Genomic DNA, 18,583 nt, shown 5'->3' with positions numbered 1-18,583 from the left:
GAATCCGTTCACGGAACGGCTGCACACACCACCAGGAGGTGCCTGCCCATGCTGGTCCGCGACGCGATGAGCACGGTGGTTCTCACCATCGGCCCCGCCCACACCCTCCGCCAGGCCGCCCAGTTGATGTCCGCCCGCCGTGTCGGCGCCGCCATCGTCCTCGACACCGACACCTGCGGACTGGGCATTCTGACCGAGCGCGACGTGCTCAACGCCATCGGCTCCGGCCTCAGCCCCGACGAGGAGCCGGCCCACGCCCACACCACCACCGACGTCGTCTTCGCCGCCCCCCAGTGGACCCTGGAGGAGGCGGCCACCGCGATGCTGCACGGCGGCTTCCGCCATCTGATCGTCCTCGACGGCCGCGATCCGGTCGGCGTGGTCTCGGTCCGCGACATCATCCGCTGCTGGGCGCCGCTGAAGTCCGCGATCCCCGCCTAGCTCCGAGTCGTTGCGGCTGTCCCGCGGCGCGACGAAGGGGCCGGAGCCCTTTGGCGTCCGGCCCCTTCGGCCTCTCGGTCAAGCGCCGGGTCAGCCGCGGAGGGCCTGGACCGCGACCTCCAGACGCTTGCCGAAGTCCTCGTCCGCCCGGCGGAAGTTGTCCACCGCGCGCTGCACGATGTCGTCGCGCGACACCTTGGCGATGAAGCCGGACAGGTTCTCCACCAGCCGCGACCGCTCGTCCTCCGACATCAGCCGGTAGAGCGTGCCGGCCTGCCCGAAGTCGTCGTCCTCGGCGTGCGCGGGCGCGGCGCCGTGCTGCGTCGCGCCGGAGACCTCGACCGGCTCCCACAGCGGGCGGCCGGTCTCGGCGGGGCCGCCGAAGCTGTTCGGCTCGTAGTTCCGCGCGCCCTTGTGCCGGCCGTCGTAGAGGTAGCCGTCCCTGCTGTGGGTGCGGGCCTCGGTGGCGTGCGGGCGGTTCACCGGCAGGTGGTCGGCGTTGACGCCGACCCGGTAGCGGTGCGCGTCGCCGTACGCGAACAGCCGGCCCTGCAGCATGCGGTCGGGCGACGGGCCGATGCCGGGCACGAAGTGGGCGGGCGAGAAGACGGACTGCTCGACCTCCGCGAAGACGTTCTCCGGGTTGCGGTTCAGCTCCAGCCGGCCGATCTCGATCGGCGGGTAGTCCTCGTGCGGCCACACCTTGGTCAGGTCGAACGGGTTGAAGCGGTACGCCGCCGCCTCGGCCGCCGGCATCACCTGGACCTGCACCGTCCACGAGGGGAACTCGCCGCGCTCGATGGAGGTCCGCAGGTCGCGCTGGTGGTGGTCGGGGTCCTCGCCGGCGAGGCGGTTGGCCTCGGCCTGGGTGAGGTTCCTGATCCCCTGGTCGGTCTTGAAGTGGTACTTGACCCAGAAGACCTCGCCGGCCTCGTTGTTCCACTGGTAGGTGTGCGAGCCGTAGCCGTTCATGTGGCGCAGCGTCGCGGGTATGCCGCGGTCGCCGAACAGCCAGGTCACCTGGTGGGTGGACTCCGGGCTCAGGCTCCAGAAGTCCCATACGTTGTCGGCCTCCTGGGAGCCGGTGTACGGGTCGCGCTTCTGGGTGTGGATGAAGTCGGGGAACTTCAGGGCGTCCTTGATGAAGAACACCGGGGTGTTGTTGCCGACGAGGTCGTAGTTGCCCTCCTCGGTGTAGAACTTCAGCGCGAAGCCGCGCGGGTCGCGGACGGTGTCGGCGGAGCCGAGGTTGCCCGCGACGGTGGAGAAGCGCAGGAAGGTCTCGGTCTGCTTGCCGACCTCGGACAGGAACTTCGCCCTGGTCCACTGCGACACGTCACGGGTGAGCGTGAAGGTGCCGTACGCGCCGGCGCCGCGGGCGTGCACCACGCGCTCCGGGATGCGCTCGCGGTTGAAGTGGGCCAGCTTCTCCAGCAGGTGCTGGCTCTGGAGCAGGACCGGGCCGGACGCACCGGCGGTCTCGCTGTTCTGGTTGTCCGCCACGGGCGCACCGGCCTCGGTGGTCAGCGGACCCGTCTCCTGAACCGTCACGTGCTTCTCCCTGCGGTCGGCGTCGTCGGCTGCCCCTGCGGCTGATGCCGGATTTGATCGTACCCTGGACTTTGTCTAAGTCAAGAAGAGGATCAAGTGCAGACCGATTCGCACCCCGGACGCCCGCTGATAGGCTGAGCCCCATGAGTGACCTGCTGGAACGCCTGCGCGAACGCGGCTGGCGGCTGACCGCCCAGCGGCGGGTCGTCGCCGAGGTCCTCGACGGCGACCACGTCCATCTGACGGCCGACGAGGTGCACGCCCGCGCCATCGAACGGCTGCCGGAGATCTCCCGCGCCACCGTCTACAACACGCTGGGCGAGATGGTGACCATCGGCGAGGTCATCGAGGTGGCCACGGACGGCCGCGCCAAGCGCTACGACCCCAACGCCCACCGCCCCCACCAGCACCTGGTCTGCTTCCGGTGCGGCACCGTGCGCGACGTCCACCCGCACGGCGACCCGCTCGCCGCCCTCCCGCCGGCCGAACGCTTCGGCTTCACGGTGTCCGCCGCCGAGGTCACCTACCGGGGGCTGTGCCCCGACTGCTCGTAGGTCCGCGACCGCGCCCGGCGCGGCGGGACGGCCCCGATACGGGCCGCCGCACGGCGGACGGCCGCCTCCGGGCGGACGCTGCCGATCCAGCGGATCTCCACCGGTACTTCGGCAGGTGCGCGGGCCGCGAGCGCCGCGAAGACCTCGCGGGCCGCGCCCGGGTCCGGGTCCATCGCCAGCGGGCCGAGCAGCCCCACCAGATCCTCCTGCGGGGCCAGCCGCCCCACCGCCTTGACCGCGGCCCTGCGCACCATCGGCGGTGCCGGGCGCCGGTGGTCGAGCAGCCGCATCAGGGCCGGCACGTCGGCCGCGTCCCCGCACTCGCCCAGGCCCGCCGCCAGGCCGGCCAGCAGCCGCACCGGCGTCGTCCTGCCCGCCCGGCCGAGCTGCCGGCGGTAGACCGCCGAGGGCGGCTCACCGCGCCCGTACAGCTGCCACCGGGCCGTCGCCCGCACCATCCGCGCCCGGTCCGCCAGCGGCACCACCAGCCGCGTCGCCGGCACGTCGGCGGGCAGCGCCGCCACCGCCAGCTCCCGCACCGCCGCGTCCCCGGCCAGCAGCAGCCGGCCCGCCTGGTCGGGCTCCAGGTCGAGCAGCCGCTGCGCACACAGCGTCCTGCACACCTGGTCGCGGTCCCGCAGGGCGGTACGCAGCAGGTCGCCGCGGGCGTACTCGCCCAGTTCCAGCGCCAGCGCCACGCCGAAGCGGCGGGCGGCGCGGTCGGAGTCGGCCACCAGCACCCGTACCGCCCTGCGGTGCGGCGAACGGCACAGCAGCGCGCGGTAGTCCGCGAGCAGCGCGCCGGTCCTGCTGCGGCCGGCCAGCCGCAGCAGCACCCGTACGGCCGCGGCCACCTCCTCGGGGGCGCTGCGCACCAGCAAGGCCGCCGTCGCCCTGGCCCTGACCGCGTCCACCCAGTCGGCGCTGCGCAGCGCCAGGGCGGCCACCGCCGCCGGTCCCCCGCAGCAGGCCAGGCCCTCGACGGCGGCCTGCCGCACGTGGCCGTCCGGCGCGAAGGAGCGCAGCAGCAGCGCCAGGACGTCGTGGCCGGCGGCCGGGACGTCCCGTGCGTCGGGACCGGCGGTCCTGGCCGCGCGGTCCAGGAGCAGCAGCAGCCGGGGTGGCGCCGCGGTCAGGGCGGCCAGGGCGGCGGCACGCTCGTGCGGGGCGCCCTGCGCGGGCAGCGCCAGCAGACGGGCGAGCAGGGCGTCGACGTCGGCGGGGCGGCCGCGGCCCGCGGCCGCGCACCACTCGCCCCAGCGCCCGCTGACGTCGGCTGCCCCGTGTTGCGGGCTGCGCCCGCGCCGTCTGCGCAACAATCCCGCCTCCTGAGGACCCGTCACCTCGTCCTCCCCCAGCATCCCCCGCGCCCGCCCCACCCCCGACCCGATCCGGCCGGACTTTGCCCGAACGAGAAGAAGGCCCGGAGGCGTGAGCCTCCGGGCCTTCTTCTTCACTGGTAGCGGGGACAGGATTTGAACCTGCGACCTCTGGGTTATGAGCCCAGCGAGCTACCGAGCTGCTCCACCCCGCGTCGTTGTGCCCTCACTGTATCCCGCGCGTTTCGATCAACGCAAATCCCTTCCCGGGAGGTTGCGCGGTACCCGGGTGCCCTCTCCGCAGAGGGCGCGCGCTTCCGGCGTCGCCGCCCCTTGGTGGGTGCCCTCTTCGCAGAGGGTGCGCGTTTTTCAGGGGCGCCCCTGCCTGCAGGGCCGAGCCATCAAGGGGCGCGTGGGGGTGCCCCCAGGTGCAGCTCTGGGGGGAGGGCTGGTCGCGCAGTTTCCCCGCGCCCCTGGGGGCTTGCCCTCTGCGCGAGCAGGGTGACCGTTTTTCAGGGGCGCGTGGGGGTGCCCCCAGGCGGAGTTCCGGGGGAGAACGGAGCGGCCGGCCACCCGACCGCGCGCTGGTCGCCACCGACCCGAAGGGGCTCCTCCTGCCGGAGACGGACCACCGGTCGGGAGCGATGCGAGTGGGGGTGCCCCCAGGCGAAGCCCTGGGGGCCGGTTGCGCTCGCAGTTCCCCGCGCCCCTGGTGGGCGCAACCCTGCCGGAGGGGCACCCCGAGCCGCCGCGGGCCGCGGAAGCGCACACCCCCCCGCCGGAGGGGCACCCTCGGAGCCGCCGCGGCCCGCGGAAGCGCACCCCCTGCGCAAGGGGAGCCGCGCAATCGCCGCGCCCGGGGGATGCGTATCCCCCGAGCGCTGGGGGCCGGTCAGGCGGAGAGCTCCTGGTTGACCGCCGCGGTCAGGCGGGCCGCGCGTTCGGCGACCTCTTCCGGGCCGCAGGCCACAGCTTTCGCACACCAGGTGCGGGCGTCGGTGAGGCGGCCGTGGCGGGCGGCGAGCAGGGCCATGCGGAGAGCGGCTCGGCCGTGGCCCGCCTCGGCCGCGCGGGTCCACCACAGGGCCGCCTCGGGCTCGCTGCCCTCCCGTGCCAGCAGCAGCCCGAGATTGAACGCACCGTTGCGCGAGCCCGCCTCCGCCGCGAGGCGGTACCAGTGCGCCGCCTGCTCGACGTCGCCGTGCTGCGCCGCCGTCATGCCCAGGCGCACCTGTGCCCGCCGGTGGCCCTGCCGGGCCGCCCGCTCGTACCACTCGTCGGCCTCGGAGGCCATCAGCTCCGCGTCGCCCTGCTCCCGCTCGCGCCGGTCGAGCAGCGCGCCGAGGCGGAAGGCCGCCTCGGGGCTCCCGCCGCCCGCCGCGCAGCGCAGGTGGCGCTCCGCACCGTGGTGGTCGCCCTCGCGCTGGAGCGCTATGGCCACCTGGAGCGCGGCGCCGGCGTGCCCGGCCGCGGCGGCACGCTCGTACCAGCCGCGGGCGGCGTCCTCCTCGTCCCGCCCGGCGTGCAGGATGCCCAGGTTGAACGCGGCGTCGATGCTGCCGGCCTCGGCGGCCTTGGAGAACCACGGCTCGGCACCGTCCGCGTCGCCGTGCTGCAGCAGCAGGACGGCGAGCGCGTTGGCGGCCTCGCGGTGCCCGGCGTACGCGGCCTTGCGATACCACTGCTCGGCCTGCGGGGTGCGCCCCTGGCCCGCGCACAGCAGGCCGAGGTTGTACGCCCCGTTGACGTCGCCCGCCTCCAGGGCAGCGCGATACCAGCGCTCGGCGGTCTGCGTCTCGCCCTCCTGCGCGTGCAGCGCGCCCAGCGCGTTGGCCGCGTTGCCGTCGCCCGCCTGCGCGGCACGGCGCCACCAGGTCGCGGCCTGGTCGAGGTCGCCCGCGTCACGCAGCAGGAAGGCCAGCGCGCAGGCGGCCCGCGCCTCGCCGTCGCGGGCGGCGGTCAGGTACCAGTGCCCGGCCTCCTTGGTCTCGCCGCGCTCCTCAAGGAGCGTGCCGAGCCGCAGCGCGGCCCGCCGGTGGCGGCGCGCGGCGGCCTGCCGGTACCACTGCTCGGCCTCGTGGGTGTCGCCGCGGTCGGCGCAGTAGCGGGCCAGCCGGTACGCGGCCTCGCGGTGGCCGTGCTCCGCGGCGGCGTGGAACCACCGCTCGGCACCTGCGTCCCGCCGGTGGTCGAGCAGGTCGGCCAGCGCGTACGCGCCCAGCGCGTGGCCGGACTCGGCGGCCTGCCGCAGCCAGTACTCGGCGCCGGGCTCGTCGCCGCGCTCGCGGTAGTGCCGGCCCAGCGCGTGCGCGGCGGGCGCGGACCCGGCGACCGCGGCGATACGCCACCAGCCGGCCGCCTCGTCGGCGTACCCGCGCTGGTGCAGCAGCAGGCCCAGGTTGTTGGCGGCGGGACGGTCGCCGTGCTGGACCGCCTCGCGCAGATACGGCTCCGCGCCGTCGAGGTCGCCGCGGCGCAGCAGCAGGGTGCCCAGCGCGCTCATCGCGGACGGGTCGCCTTGCTCGGCGGCCCGCCGGTGGCGGGCCTCGATCTCGGCCTCCTCGCGCAGCGCGAGGGTGTCCTCGTCGGGCAGGTCCGCGAGCAGCGCGGGGGCCGGCTCCGCGGGGGCGGCCACGACGGCCGCGTCGCCCTCCCGGGGCGCGGGAAGCAGTGCGGCCATGTCAGGGGTAACGGGCGCGGTCACGGCCGCCGCGGGCAGCGCCAAGTCGCCCGACGGACCATGACGATCACGGTTCTGACGAGCGTTCAGCAGCCTCGCACCATCCCCCATAAGCCCCATCGTCGCACCACCCGCTACCGGCGTACACCTGGTATACCGCAACCCAGTTGGTCTCTACAGCGTTTTGTCGACTTCCCGACAAGGCGGCACACCAAACCCGTTCACCCGGAGTTCACCCGTACAAGCGAAGAGGCCCGAAGTCGCTTGACTTCGGGCCTTCTTCATGCCGTAGCGGGGACAGGATTTGAACCTGCGACCTCTGGGTTATGAGCCCAGCGAGCTACCGAGCTGCTCCACCCCGCGTCGTTGTGTCCCAACCGTACCACGACGCGGGGTGTCACCCGTTCAGCCCTTCTTCGCGGGGGTCTGCGAGGGCGCCGGTACACTGCTGCCGCCCGCCGCCTTGGCCGCCTCCTGCGCCCGCCCGAGCGCGTCGCCGAGCCGCTGCTGGGCGTCCCGGTAGGCGTCCCCGTCGTTCTTCCTCAGCGCCGCCTGCCCGTCGTCGTACGCCTTCTGCGCGTCGGCCAGCGCCTGCGTCAGCGCCGGGTCACCCGTCGCCGCGGGAGCGCCCGGCGGTGCCTTCCGGCTGCCGGCGGCGGGCGGGGTGGCGGCGGCGCCGGGCGCCTTGGCGGACGTGGTGCCGCCGGACGGGCCGAAGAGGTCGTCCAGCGCCGCCGAGAGCGTCGGCCGGTAGGCGATGTCGTCGCCGTAGAGCACCGCCACGCTGGCCAGCTGCGGGTAGTCGACGCCCGCGGTGCGGACGTACACCGGCTCCATGTACAGCAGCCCGCCGTCCAGCGGAACGGTCAGCAGGTTGCCGTACTCGACCGTGGAGTCCGAGCCCGACTGTTTCAGCGCGTTGATCTTCGGGGCCGACTTGCTGCTGGCGTTGATCTTCGACTGCACCAGTTTCGGCCCGTCGACCGTGGGGGTGGCGGGCAGTTGGAGCACTCTGATGGTGCCGTAGCCGGCGCTGGAGGCGTCCGCGTCGACCGCCATGAAGGCGCTGAGGCGGTTCTGCCCGCTGGGGGTGAAGGTGGTGGTCAGCGAGAAGGACCTGGCGCCCTGGTCGGGCATCCGCAGGCTCATGTAGTACGGCGGCACCGCCTTGCCCGCCTTGGCCGCCGGGTCGTCGGGCACCGCCCAGACCTGGCTGCCGCTGGAGAAGTCCGCCGCCTTGGTGACGTGGTAGGTCGTCAGCATCTCCCGCTGCACCTTGAACAGGTCCTCGGGGTAGCGAAGGTGGGCCAGCAGGTCGGCGGGGATGTCCGCCTTGGGCCTGACCGTGTGCGGGAAGGCCTTCATCCAGGTCTTGAGCACCGGGTCCTGGGTGTCCCACTGGTAGAGGGTCACCGTGCCGTCGTAGGCGTCCACGGTGGCCTTGACCGAGTTGCGGATGTAGTTGACCTGGTTCTGCCGGGCGACCACCGAGCGCTGGCTGTCGGTCTGCGAGTCCGCCGTGGTGTCGCCGAGCGTGGTGCGCGAGGCGTAGGGGTAGCTGTCGCTGGTGGTGTAGGCGTCCACGACCCACTCCACCTTCTTGCCGACCACCGCCGGATACGGGTCGCCGTCGATGGTCAGCCAGGGCGCCACCGCCTCCACCCGCTGCTTGGGGGTGCGGTTGTAGAGGATCTTGGAGTCCTTGCCGATCGCCCCGGAGTAGAGGATCTTCGGCTCACCGAAACTGATCGCGTAGGCGGCGCGGGTCAGCGGGTTGCGCAGGCTGACGCCGTCCTGGCCGGTGTAGGCGGTGGGCGTCTCGTGGCCCTTGTCGGCGTAGTCCAGCTCGGGGGTGGGGCCGCCGACGATCGAGTACTGCCCGGTCTGCTCGCCGAAGTAGATCCGCTGCTGGACGCCGTCGGCGTCCTCCCCGCCGGGCAGGCCTTGCTCGGTGAAGTCGGGGTCGCCCCGGCCGGTCACCTCGCTGCCCTTGGCGGCGACGACACCGTAGCCGTGGGTGTACTTGAAGTGGTCGTTGATCCAGTTGTTCTGGGGTATGCCCCTGACGTTCAGCTCGCGCAGGCCGACGACGCTGTCCTGGCCGGTGCCGCCGCCGGCGCGGTCGACGTCCAGGGTCGAGGGGAACTGGTAGTAGTCGCTGCTCTGCTGGAGCTCCTGGAAGGTCGGCGAGACCAGGTTCGGGTCGAGGACCCGCAGGCTGGCCGAGGCGTCCGCGTCGTCCCGCAGGGTGCCGGTGGCCGCGGGGCTCCCCGCGGCGGCGGCCGCCTTCGCCGCCGGCTTGCCCGGGTAGGGCGTCACCTCGGTCTTGGTCAGGCCGTACGCGGCCCTGGTCGCGTCGATGTTCTTCTGGACGTAGGGCGCCTCCTTGGCCGCCTCGTTCGGCAGCACCTGGAACTTCTGCACGATCGCCGGGTAGAGGCCGCCGATGAGGATCGCCGAGAGCACCATCAGGCCGAAGCCGATGGTCGGCAGCGTCCACGTACGCCGCCACAAGGTGGTGAAGAAGAGCAGCGCGCAGATCACCGCGATGAAGAACAGGATCGTCTTGGCGGGCAGGTACGCGTTGGCGTCGACGTAGCGCAGCCCCGTCCACTTGTCGGTGGTCCTGAAGCCGCTGGAGCGCACCGCGAGCGAGTAGCGGTCCAGCCAGTAGGCGGCCGCCTTGAGCGACACGAACAGGCCGAGCAGCACCGCCAGGTGCCCGGTGGCGGCCGAGGTCACCCGCGCGCCGGGCGAGGTGATCCGCAGGCCGCCGTAGAGGTAGTGCACGGCGGTGGCGGCGACCAGCGAAAGGATCACCGCCGCGAAGCCGAAGTTCAGCAGGAAGCGGTAGAAGGGCAGGTCGAAGGTGTAGAAGGAGATGTCCTTGTGGAACTGCGGGTCCTTGGCGTGGAAGGGCGTCGCGTGGGCCATCAGCAGCCACAGCCGCCAGTGGGCGGCCGCCGAGCCGCCGGCGATCAGCCCGACGACCGCGCTGACCCCGAGCAGCACCCAGGTCTTGTACGGCGCCAGGCCCATCCGGTAGCGGTCCAGGTTCTGCTGCTCGCTGGACATCGCGCTCAGCGGCGGGCGCAGCCGGTGCGCCAGGTACATGGAGGAGCCGACGCTTCCGGCCATCAGCAGCCCGAAGACGACGAAGAGCCCGATCTTCGTCCAGGCCATGGTCGAGAAGACCGAGGAGTAGTGCACCGAGCGGTACCAGAGCCAGTCCGTCCACAGGCCGGCGAAGGTCGCGAAGCCGACCATCAGGACGGCCAGGACGCCGAGCACGACGATCAGGGCGACGACCCCGCGGGACGGCCGTCCGGCTCTCGTGCCGCTGGGCCCTGCCGCCCCCTCGCCGCGGTCCGGCATCTGGAATACCAAGGGTTGCGCACCTCGAAATGTCAGCGTTTTCTGCGGTGTCCCGGGTCGGACCCCCACAGATGCAACTTCACCACGCTTTGGCCGGTTCCCGATTCCGGCAGAGGAAGGGGGAGGATACCCACCATGTCCAACAATGCGACCGATGGAACACCGCTCGCGGCGACCCCGCTGACCCGTGCCGTGCTGGAGATCGACCAGTACGCGGCCGGTCTCGGCTGGGACCAGCCCGCACGGCTGTTCGCCCTTGTCGACACCGCCCAGCTGCGCAGCCAGGAGCCGGGGCTGGCCGACCAGCTCGGCCTCGGCGACGAGAGCGCCGCGGGCTCCCTGACCCCGATCGAGCAGGAGGAACTGCCGTCGGGCACCGCGCTCGACGAGTTCCTGGCCACCATCGCCTGGCCGGAGGTGATCGCCGGCTGCGCGCTGACCGTGGAGCGGCTGATGCTGCCGCCGTCCGCGGAGGCGGCGATCCCCGACGACCTGGACGACACCGCGCTGGCGTCCTGGGTGGCCGACCACCCGGAGCGGCAGGAGGTGCGGATGACGGTCGCGGTGCTGCGCGACGGCGGCAGGGAGTCGGCGGTGCGGCTGCGGGAGAAGGACACCGCGGCCGAGGTGCTGACCGGCGCCGACCTGGTGCCGGGCCTCGCGGCGGCGCTGACGGCGACCTTCGAGGCGTAGATCCTGCGCAATGTGCCGCGCCCGCCGCAATGTGCGAAGGGCGCGGCACATTGCCGCGCCTTTCGCGCCGGCCGGGCGCGTGCGGGGTCAGCTCTTGGTGCAGCTGGGCAGGTCGGCGGTGTCGCCGGACTTGATGTCCGTCAGCGCGGCCATGGCGTCGTCCAGGGTCTTGACCTTGACCAGGGTGAGGCCGTGCGGGACGTCCTTGGCGGCCTCGCCGCAGTTGTCCGCCGGGGTGAGGAAGTACTGCGCGCCCTTGTCGCGGGCGCCGATCGTCTTGAGGCTGATGCCGCCGATCGGCCCGACGTTGCCGCTGTCGTCTATCGTGCCGGTGCCCGCCACGAACTTGCCGCCGGTCATGTTGCCCGGTGTGAGCTTGTCCACAATGCCGAGCGCGAACATCATCCCGGCGCTGGGGCCGCCGACGTCGGCGAGCTTGATGTCGATGGCGAAGGGGAAGAGGTGCTCGACGCCGGCCTGGATGCCGACCACGGCCCGGCTCGGCCCGGTGTCGTCCGACTTCCTGGTGGTGACCGTCACCTGGTGGGTCGGCAGCCCGTCGGCCGGCTTGCCCTTGGCGTCGGCGGCGTTGACCACCGTGAAGACCACCTTCTGGCCCGGCTGGTGCTTGGTGACCAGTTTGGCGACGTCGTCGGGCTGCGTGACGGCGGTGCCGTCCACCGACTTGATCACGTCACCGGCGTGCAGCAGCCCCTGCGAGGCGCCGCCGGCGACCACGGCCCCGACGATCACCCGCGCGGGCACCGGGATCTTCAGCTCGTCCAGCGCGGCGACCTTGGCGCTGTCCTGGGACTGGGTGAACTCCTCGGCGTTCTGCTGGTCGGCCTGCTCGGCGGTCTGGCCCTTGGGGTAGAGCGTGTCGTGCTCGACGACCTTGTCGTCGTGCCGCAGCCAGCCGAAGACCGACTCGATCACGTTCATGTGGTAGTCCGCGCCGGTGACCCGGACGGTCGTCATGTTCAGGTGTCCGTCGGCGGGGTACGTCTGCCGGCCGGAGATCTGGATCACGGTGTCGCCGCCGTAGGTGCCCAGGGTGTTCACCGTGGGACCCGGTGACATCTCCGAATACGGGGTCGGCACGAGCAACGCGACGCTCAGCAGCGCTATCAGCGTCAGTGTCGATGCGAGCAGCGTCGCGGTACGGCTGGGCATGGAACGACAGTACGTGACCGGCCGGCGATTCGGCTCCCCGGGTGAGTCCGGACGAGTACGCCGCGCGGGCGGCGCGGACAGCGCCGCCACAGGCCTCACACAGGCTCGGCGTCGGTTGCGCCGCTCTCGTCCGCTTCGCCCTTGTCGAGCCGCAGCGGGGGCTGCTCACCGGGCTGCATGGCGGTGCGGAACCGCTCGTAGTGCGCGAGCGAGGCCCCGTCGGCGGTGGAGCGGGTGCGCCCGGCCCAGCGCGCCCAGGTCACCGCGACCAGGACGCCGATCAGCGGAATGAGCAACCAAGCGAGTGCTGCCACAGCGGACTCCCGACCCACACACCGGCAAAACGGACCTATGAGCAGATTAACGACCCAACGGGTCAACGCTCTGCCGGGGCACGGGGTTACGCAACCGGAATTCCCCCTGGCGGGCTCAGCAGCCCACCCACTCCTCGGTGCCGTCGTCGAAGGTCTGGTGCTTCCAGATCGGCACCTCGCCCTTGAGGTCGTCGATCAGCCGGCGGCTCGCCGCGAAGGCCTCGCCGCGGTGCGGGCAGGACACCGCCACGATCACCGCGAGGTCGCCGACCCGCAGGTCGCCCACCCGGTGCACGGCGGCGAGCGCGCGGACCGGGAAGTCCGCAGCGACCTTCTCCGCGACCCGGCGCAGCTCCTGCTCGGCCGAGGGGTGGGCCGAGTAGGACAGGCCGGTCACCACCGCGCCGGAGTGCCCGTCGTGGTCGCGTACCGTCCCGACGAAGAGCGCGGTGCCGCCGGCCGCGTCGTCGCCGACCGCCGCGAAGACCTCGTCGAGCGACAGCGGGGTGTCGCGGACGGCCAGCAGCCTGATCGGGTCGGAGTCGCCGGTGGGTGCCATGCGGACCATGCTGCCTCATCCGCCCGCGATACGGAAAGGGGCTTCCATTCCCGCGGGCAGCGGACGTTCCCACCGCGGGCGCCGGCCGCCCCCGGCGTCAGATGCCGCGCCGCTTCCTCGCCCTGCGGACCAGGGCGGCCGTGCCGACCAGGGCGACCGTGGCGCCGGCCGCGCCCAGCGTGGTGGCGTCCTTGCGGCCCAGCCGCCGCCCGGCCACCGAATTGCGGCCCGCGACCTCTTCGAGCAGCTCCGCGAGCACCTCCTCGTTGCTCCACTTCGGGCGCCAGCCCGCCTCGTGCAGCCGACTGCCGCTGACCACCCACGGGTGCATCGTGTACGCGAGGTCGCCCGCGGGCGACGGGGTCAGGCCGAGCCGGTGCAGCCGGGAGGCGGCGCCGAAGGCGATGGCCGGCGGCAGCTCCATGCGCCGGATGCCGCTCAGCTCCTCGACCTCCTCCTGCTCCAGCCACCCGTCGCAGCCGACCGCCATCTCGCCGTCGACCTTCTCCAGCACGGCATATTCCAGCGCGGAGACCAGGTCCTCGACGTGGCAGAACTGCCAGCAGGGCCGGCTGCCCGCGACCACCAGCAGCCGCGGCGACTCGAAGTAGCGCGTCAGCGCGGTGTCGGTGCCGCCGACCAGCACAGCCGGTCGCAGCGTCGTCACGTTGAGCCCGGGGTGGGCGCGCGGCGCCCGCCGCCCGAGCCGCTCGATCTCCAGCAGGTCGTCGACGAAGCTGGCCTCCGAGGTGGCGCGCAGCGGCGCGTCCTCCGCCAGCGGCACGTCGTTGTCGGCCTGGGCGCCGTAGACCATCGCGGAGGTGCAGAGCACCACCCGGTGCACCCCGGCCGCCGCGGCGGCCGTCAGCACCGTCTGGGTGCCGCGCACGTTGAAGGCGGACCTGGCCTTGGCGTCGGACTCCAGGTCCAGGTCCACCGCAAGGTGCACCACGACGTCGGCGCCGCGCAGTTTCTCGGCGATCGCGGGGTCGCGGACGTCGAGCACCCGCCAGGTCGCCCCGGGCACGTCCCCGCGCCGCTCGTCGATCGCCACGACCTTCTTGACCTGGTCGGACTCGACCAGGCGGGAGGCCAGCGCGAGGCCGACGCCGGAGGCGGCACCGGTGATCGCGACCACCGGCCCCGCGGCGCTCCTGGCGGCGCTCCGCTCTGGGCGAACGTGTGCTTCTGGGGAACTCACCGGGTGTCTCCCACGGTTGTCTCAGTTGCGTACTCAGCTGTGCCTGCTACGGCGTACGCAGCCATCCTGCCGGACAGGTGTCTAGGCTTGGAGGTACAGCCCATCACACCCGGCCCACCACGACGGCCCACCACGACACAGATCCGAGGAATCCCGTGAGCGACACTCCATTCGGATTCGGCGTCCCTCCCGAGGAGCCGGAGGACGGCGACGAAGGCAAGCAGCGCAAGGGCGGCAGTGGGGGCGGTCAGCCGGCGAACCCCTTCGGTTTCGGCGGCGGCAACCCGTTCGGCGCAGGCGGCGACAACAACCCGTTCGCGGCGATGTTCGGCTCGCTCGGTCCCAACGACCTGGGCGCCGCCTTCCAGCAGCTCGGCCAGATGCTCTCCTACGACGGCGGTCCCGTGAACTGGGACATGGCCAAGGACATCGCCCGGCAGACCGTCGCCCAGGGCACAGCGGACGGCGTCAAGGACGCCTCCGTGGGCCGCGCCGACCGCGCCTGGATCGAGGAGGCCGTCCGCCTGGCCGACCTGTGGCTGGACGGCGTCACCTCGCTGCCCTCCGGCTCGGGCGCCGCGGTGGCCTGGAGCCGCGCCGAATGGGTCGAGGCGACCCTGCCGGTGTGGAAGGAACTGGTCGACCCGGTCGCCGAGCGGGTGGCCGGCGCCATGGGCGACGTACTGCCCGAGGAGATGCAGGCCATGACCGGCCCGCTGCTCGGCATGATGCGCTCGATGGGCGGGGCGATGTTCGGCTCGCAGATCGGGCAGGCGCTGGGCACCCTGGCCGGCGAGGTGGTCGGCTCCACCGACGTCGGCCTGCCGCTCGGCCCCGCGGGCAAGGCGGCGCTGCTGCCGGCGAACGTGGAGGCGTTCGGCGCGGGCCTGGGCGTGCCGCAGGAGGAGGTGCGGCTGTACCTCGCCCTGCGCGAGGCCGCCCACCAGCGGCTCTTCGCCCATGTGCCGTGGCTGCGGGCGCATCTGTTCGGCGCGGTCGAGGGTTACGCGCGGGGCATCAAGGTGGACACCGCCCGGTTGGAGGAGGCGGTGGGCCAGCTCGACCCGACGCAGCCCGAGCAGCTGCAGGAGGCCCTGCAGCAGGGCATGTTCCAGCCCGAGGACACCCCGGAGCAGAAGGCCGCGCTGGCCCGCCTGGAGACCGCCCTCGCGCTGGTCGAGGGCTGGGTGGACGCGGTCGTGCACGCCGCCGCGGCCCCGCATCTGCCGTCCGCGGGCGCGCTGCGCGAGACGCTGCGCCGCCGCAGGGCGACCGGCGGCCCGGCCGAGCAGACCTTCGCCACCCTGATCGGCCTGGAGCTGCGGCCCAGGCGGCTGCGGGACGCCGCCCGGCTGTGGGCGTCGCTGACCGACGCGCACGGAGTCGACGGGCGCGACGGCCTGTGGGCGCACCCCGACATGCTGCCGACCGCCGACGACCTCGACGACCCCGACGGCTTCGTGCACCGCGACTCCCCCGACTTCGACTTCTCCGAGCTGGACCGGATGCTCGGCGAGGCCGCGCAGGAGTCCGGCCCGGGTGCGAAGGACAAGGACGCGGACACCGACGCGGGTACGGACGCGAGCGCCGGTTCCGCCGGCCCCGAGGGCAAGCCCGGCAAGGGCGAGGACGACGCGGACGGCGGCGAGGGCGGCCGGTGAACGCACTGCATCATGACGCGGTGGGCGTTCTCGACACCTGGCAGGCGCCCGACGCCGGCCAGGACGCCCTTCGAGAGGAGTACCTGGCGTATCTGGCGGCGCACCCCGACGGGATGTGGAAGCCGTGCGCCACGGGGCACATCACGGCCGGCGCCCTGGTGATCGACCCGCCGCGGGAGCGCGTGCTGCTGACGCTGCACGCCAAGCTGAAGATGTGGCTGCAGATGGGCGGGCACTGCGAGCCCGAGGACACCACGGTGGCCGGGACCGCGCTGCGCGAGGGCGTGGAGGAGTCCGGCATCGAGGGGCTGCGGCTGCTGGTGCCGCACCCGGTGCAGCTCGACCGCCACCTGACGCCCTGCGCCTGGCATCTGGACGTGCAGTATGCGGCGGTCGCGCCGGAGGGCGCCGCCCCGGTGATCAGCGACGAGTCGCTGGACCTGCGGTGGTTCGGCTACGACGAGGCCGCCGAGAAGGCCGACGGCTCGGTGCGCTCGCTGCTGGCCAGGACGCGCGCGCTGCTGTGACGTCACCCCGGCCGGGACCCGCGCACAGCAGCACGCGGGTACCGGCCGGCGCACCTGTCAGTTCGACCAGATGTTGCCCGGGTTCTGCGCCTGCGCGCCCTGCGGGCCGACGCCGTACTGAGCGCGCAGGCCGCCGCCCAGCGGCATGTTCTGCGGCGGCATCAGCTCGCTGGGCTGCACCAGGACGTAGCCCTGGCCGACGAAGTTCAGCTCCCAGCCCTCGCCGGTGTTGCCGCGGCGGCGGAAGACCGAGCTGCTGCTGGTCTGCGCCTGCATCTGCACCCGCAGGCTGCTCGACCAGGCCACCACGGCGTCCGCGTCGCAGGAGACGTACTTGTCCGGGGTGACCGGCATCAGCAGCGGCTTGCCCGAGGTCATCAGGGCGACCTTGCCGCTGCCCGAGATGTTCAGGTTGTACTGCCCGGTGCCGGACAGGCCGAACTGGCTGTCGACCGCGATGACGTCCCAGTGCAGCCCGGAGTCCAGTGCCAGCACGTAGGCGCTGTCCACGGTCAGCCCGTCGTGGTCGACGTCGAGGATGTGGATCTGCTGGGCGAGGTTGGCCAGGTAGACCGTGCCCTGGCCCGAGCAGCGCATCAGGTCCAGGCCCTCGCCGGTGCGGTAGCGCGCCCCGCGCTGCTGGTGCGACTGGTACTCGCCGTCGAACTCGATCATGCCCTGGTAGGCGACCATCGACCCCTTGCGGGCCAGGCAGTCGGGACCCGTGCTGCCGTCGAGGCGGACCCGGAGCAGGTAGGAGTTCTGCAGGCTGTAGTGGTCCTGGTTCTGGACCTCGGTGAACGCGAAAAGCGGACTCTGCATGATGTGTCGCTCCCCCTCAGCCCCGCGCCCGCAGGCGGTCGGTGCTGTCCTCGCTCGGCTGTACGACCACGAAGCCCTGCCCGGAGAAGGCGATCTGGAAGGCCTCCCCGCTGCCGCGCCCGATCAGCGACGACGCCTTGAAACTCCGCTTGGCCTTCATCTTCAGTCCCGACGACCAGGCCACCAGCGCGTCGGGGTCCACATACGTCTCGTCGGCGCCGCTGCCGCAGTCCACCACGATCGGCGTGCCGCGGGAGGTGACGGCCACCCAGCCGCTGCCGGACACGCCCACGTTGAACAGGCCCTGCCCGGCGAACTTGGCCAGGCCCTTGACCCGCTCGACGCCCCAGGTCAGATGGGCGTCGAAGGCCAGCAGGTTGGTGCCGTTGACCGACACCGACTCGTTGTTCAGGTTCAGGCACACCACGTCGGCGCCGTAGTCCGCGAGGTAGAGCAGGCCGTCGCCGCTGCACTTCATCAGCGGCGTGCCCTCACCGGTCAGCCAGGCCGAGGCCATCTGCCGTACGGCGGGCGGGTTCGGCTCGTACTGCACGAAGCCCTCGTAGGCGACCATGGAGCCGGTGCGTGCGAAGAGGTCCTGGCCGGTCACCATGGCGACCTTGAGCATCGAGGAGCCGTGGCTCTCCATCCGGGCGGCGACCGGGGTCGGTGCGTAGCCCGCGATCATCTGCTGGTCCATGGCGGGTCACACCTCGTAGGGCTGGACGACGATGAAATTGCCGGGAGCGCCGCGGAACTGGAGGTTCACGGTCTCGCCGCTGTGGCCGGGGTAGGCGGTCCTGCGCAGCCGCACCTGGCTGGAGACGATCACCTGGGCGGCGGACGACCACGCGACGATCGCGTTGCTGTCCGCGTAGGTGGTCGGGGTGACGGGCAGCACGACCGGGGTGCCGTGGGTCTTCACGATCACCGTGCCGGTGCCCTGGAACTGCATGGTGAACAGCGCCCCGCCGGGGATGCCGTGGCCCTCGATCCTGCGCACCTCGTGCTGCAGGCTCTCGTCGAAGGCCAGGACGTTCTCCGCGGACACGCAGATGGCGTCGCCCTGCAGTTCGATCGGGTGCAGGTACGCGGCGTTCTCGGCGAAGAAGACCTGGCCGTTGCCGGTGCAGCGCATCAGCTGCATCTCCTGGCCGGTCATGTTGCCGACGATCCGGCCGGTGAACCCCGCGCCCTTGTAGCCGAAGTCGACCTTGCCCTGGTAGAGCACCATGCTGCCCTGCCGGGCGAGTACCGGCTGGCCGCCGGCCTGGCTGAGGTCGGCGCGGATCATCTTGGGATTCTGCTGCGTCCAGCGCTGGCCTGTGGGCAGCTCGCGGTACTTCTGCATGGCCACCGACATGCCCGCGGCCTGGGCCTGCGGGGCTCCGTACCCGGCGCCGGGCTGCTGGCCGAACGCGGGCTGCGCCCCGTATCCGGGCGGCGGCTGCTGGCCGAAGGGCGGCTGGGCGTATCCGGGCGGCCCGGGCGGGGTCGGCTGGCCGGGGATCCCCGGGGTCGGCCCCGGCGGCGGGACCTGCCCGAACGGCGGCGGGGCGGGCTGTCCCGGCGCGGGCGCGAGCGGCGCGGCCAGGGTGGGCGCCTGGTGCATCGGCGTGCCGAAGGCCGGCGCGGGAGCGGGGGCCGGCGCGGGAGCGGGGGCCGGCGCCGGGGCTGCCGGAGGTGCGCCGAAGGACGGGGCCGGTGCGGGCG

The 18,583-nt window shown here is 72.9% G+C and carries 16 protein-coding genes and 2 tRNA genes; 5 read left to right on the top strand and 13 right to left on the bottom strand.

All coding sequences use genetic code 11. The annotated features are described in order from the left end of the window. Window positions 1–48 precede the first annotated feature (48 nt). A complete protein-coding gene (locus NFU81_RS23710) occupies window positions 49–441 on the top strand; it encodes a CBS domain-containing protein (protein WP_251493198.1) in 393 nt (130 codons plus the stop codon). A 90-nt stretch (window positions 442–531) separates the two neighbouring features. On the opposite strand, the gene NFU81_RS23705 is transcribed toward NFU81_RS23710, so the two are convergent. After that, complete coding sequence (locus NFU81_RS23705; RefSeq protein WP_251493196.1) at window positions 532–1,992, bottom strand: catalase; 1,461 nt, start codon at window positions 1,990–1,992, stop codon at window positions 532–534. Window positions 1,993–2,135: 143 nt separating this feature from the next. Between NFU81_RS23705 and NFU81_RS23700 the strand changes: the two genes are divergently transcribed. After that, on the top strand, window positions 2,136–2,546 hold the full coding sequence (locus NFU81_RS23700) for a Fur family transcriptional regulator (protein ID WP_251493194.1): 411 nt from the start codon (window positions 2,136–2,138) through the stop codon (window positions 2,544–2,546). Here the strand turns inward: NFU81_RS23700 and NFU81_RS23695 are convergent. From NFU81_RS23695 to NFU81_RS23675, 5 genes are all read right to left on the bottom strand, one after another. After that, window positions 2,516–3,862: a hypothetical protein gene (locus NFU81_RS23695; protein ID WP_251493192.1), complete on the bottom strand. Its 1,347-nt coding sequence runs from the start codon at window positions 3,860–3,862 to the stop codon at window positions 2,516–2,518. The two genes, NFU81_RS23700 and NFU81_RS23695, sit on opposite strands and share 31 nt — an antisense overlap. A gap of 141 nt (window positions 3,863–4,003) precedes the next feature. After that, window positions 4,004–4,080 (bottom strand) — tRNA-Met (locus NFU81_RS23690). Between the two features lie 677 nt (window positions 4,081–4,757). Further along, window positions 4,758–6,545 carry a tetratricopeptide repeat protein gene (locus NFU81_RS23685; RefSeq protein ID WP_422665267.1) on the bottom strand — a complete coding sequence of 596 codons (1,788 nt, stop codon included), beginning with the start codon at window positions 6,543–6,545 and terminating at the stop codon, window positions 4,758–4,760. A 289-nt stretch (window positions 6,546–6,834) separates the two neighbouring features. Beyond that, window positions 6,835–6,908 (bottom strand) — tRNA-Met (locus NFU81_RS23680). A gap of 42 nt (window positions 6,909–6,950) precedes the next feature. After that, the gene (locus NFU81_RS23675; protein ID WP_251493311.1) at window positions 6,951–9,920 is read right to left on the bottom strand and encodes a UPF0182 family membrane protein; all 2,970 of its coding nucleotides are present in this window, start codon (window positions 9,918–9,920) and stop codon (window positions 6,951–6,953) included. Window positions 9,921–10,055: 135 nt separating this feature from the next. Between NFU81_RS23675 and NFU81_RS23670 the strand changes: the two genes are divergently transcribed. Next, window positions 10,056–10,613: a PPA1309 family protein gene (locus NFU81_RS23670; RefSeq protein ID WP_251493188.1), complete on the top strand. Its 558-nt coding sequence runs from the start codon at window positions 10,056–10,058 to the stop codon at window positions 10,611–10,613. A gap of 87 nt (window positions 10,614–10,700) precedes the next feature. Here NFU81_RS23670 and NFU81_RS23665 read toward each other — a convergent pair whose 3' ends face one another. From NFU81_RS23665 to NFU81_RS23650, 4 genes are all read right to left on the bottom strand, one after another. Further along, the gene (locus NFU81_RS23665) at window positions 10,701–11,786 is read right to left on the bottom strand and encodes a YlbL family protein (RefSeq protein ID WP_251493186.1); all 1,086 of its coding nucleotides are present in this window, start codon (window positions 11,784–11,786) and stop codon (window positions 10,701–10,703) included. A 95-nt stretch (window positions 11,787–11,881) separates the two neighbouring features. Continuing rightward, window positions 11,882–12,100 (bottom strand): hypothetical protein, encoded by a 219-nt coding sequence (locus NFU81_RS23660; protein ID WP_251493184.1) that lies wholly within the window; start codon window positions 12,098–12,100, stop codon window positions 11,882–11,884. Between the two features lie 115 nt (window positions 12,101–12,215). Next, window positions 12,216–12,668, bottom strand: a complete 453-nt coding sequence (locus NFU81_RS23655) for a molybdenum cofactor biosynthesis protein MoaE (RefSeq protein ID WP_422665266.1) — start codon at window positions 12,666–12,668, stop codon at window positions 12,216–12,218. Window positions 12,669–12,756: 88 nt separating this feature from the next. Beyond that, on the bottom strand, window positions 12,757–13,860 hold the full coding sequence (locus NFU81_RS23650; protein ID WP_251493180.1) for an SDR family oxidoreductase: 1,104 nt from the start codon (window positions 13,858–13,860) through the stop codon (window positions 12,757–12,759). Between the two features lie 155 nt (window positions 13,861–14,015). Here NFU81_RS23650 and NFU81_RS23645 point away from each other — a divergent pair, with 155 nt between their 5' ends. Together NFU81_RS23645 and NFU81_RS23640 are read left to right on the top strand one after the other, a co-directional pair. Beyond that, on the top strand, window positions 14,016–15,521 hold the full coding sequence (locus NFU81_RS23645; RefSeq protein ID WP_251493178.1) for a zinc-dependent metalloprotease: 1,506 nt from the start codon (window positions 14,016–14,018) through the stop codon (window positions 15,519–15,521). Between the two features lie 20 nt (window positions 15,522–15,541). After that, window positions 15,542–16,048: an NUDIX hydrolase gene (locus NFU81_RS23640; RefSeq protein WP_251493176.1), complete on the top strand. Its 507-nt coding sequence runs from the start codon at window positions 15,542–15,544 to the stop codon at window positions 16,046–16,048. Window positions 16,049–16,105: 57 nt separating this feature from the next. Here NFU81_RS23640 and NFU81_RS23635 read toward each other — a convergent pair whose 3' ends face one another. The 3 genes from NFU81_RS23635 to NFU81_RS23625 all read right to left on the bottom strand — a co-directional run. After that, the gene (locus tag NFU81_RS23635) at window positions 16,106–16,870 is read right to left on the bottom strand and encodes an AIM24 family protein (RefSeq protein WP_251493174.1); all 765 of its coding nucleotides are present in this window, start codon (window positions 16,868–16,870) and stop codon (window positions 16,106–16,108) included. Window positions 16,871–16,886: 16 nt separating this feature from the next. Beyond that, on the bottom strand, window positions 16,887–17,570 hold the full coding sequence (locus NFU81_RS23630; protein ID WP_251493172.1) for an AIM24 family protein: 684 nt from the start codon (window positions 17,568–17,570) through the stop codon (window positions 16,887–16,889). 6 nt (window positions 17,571–17,576) lie between these two features. Then, window positions 17,577–18,583, bottom strand: a 1,007-nt coding sequence (locus tag NFU81_RS23625; protein WP_251493170.1) for an AIM24 family protein, incomplete at its 5' end; no start/stop codon positions are given.

The organism is Actinacidiphila cocklensis (assembly GCF_907177275.1).
GTDB classification, from domain to species: Bacteria; Actinomycetota; Actinomycetes; order Streptomycetales; family Streptomycetaceae; genus Actinacidiphila; species Actinacidiphila cocklensis.
The sequence above is the reverse complement of the archived record's forward strand: the minus strand, read 5'-3'. Positions and strand labels throughout refer to the sequence as shown.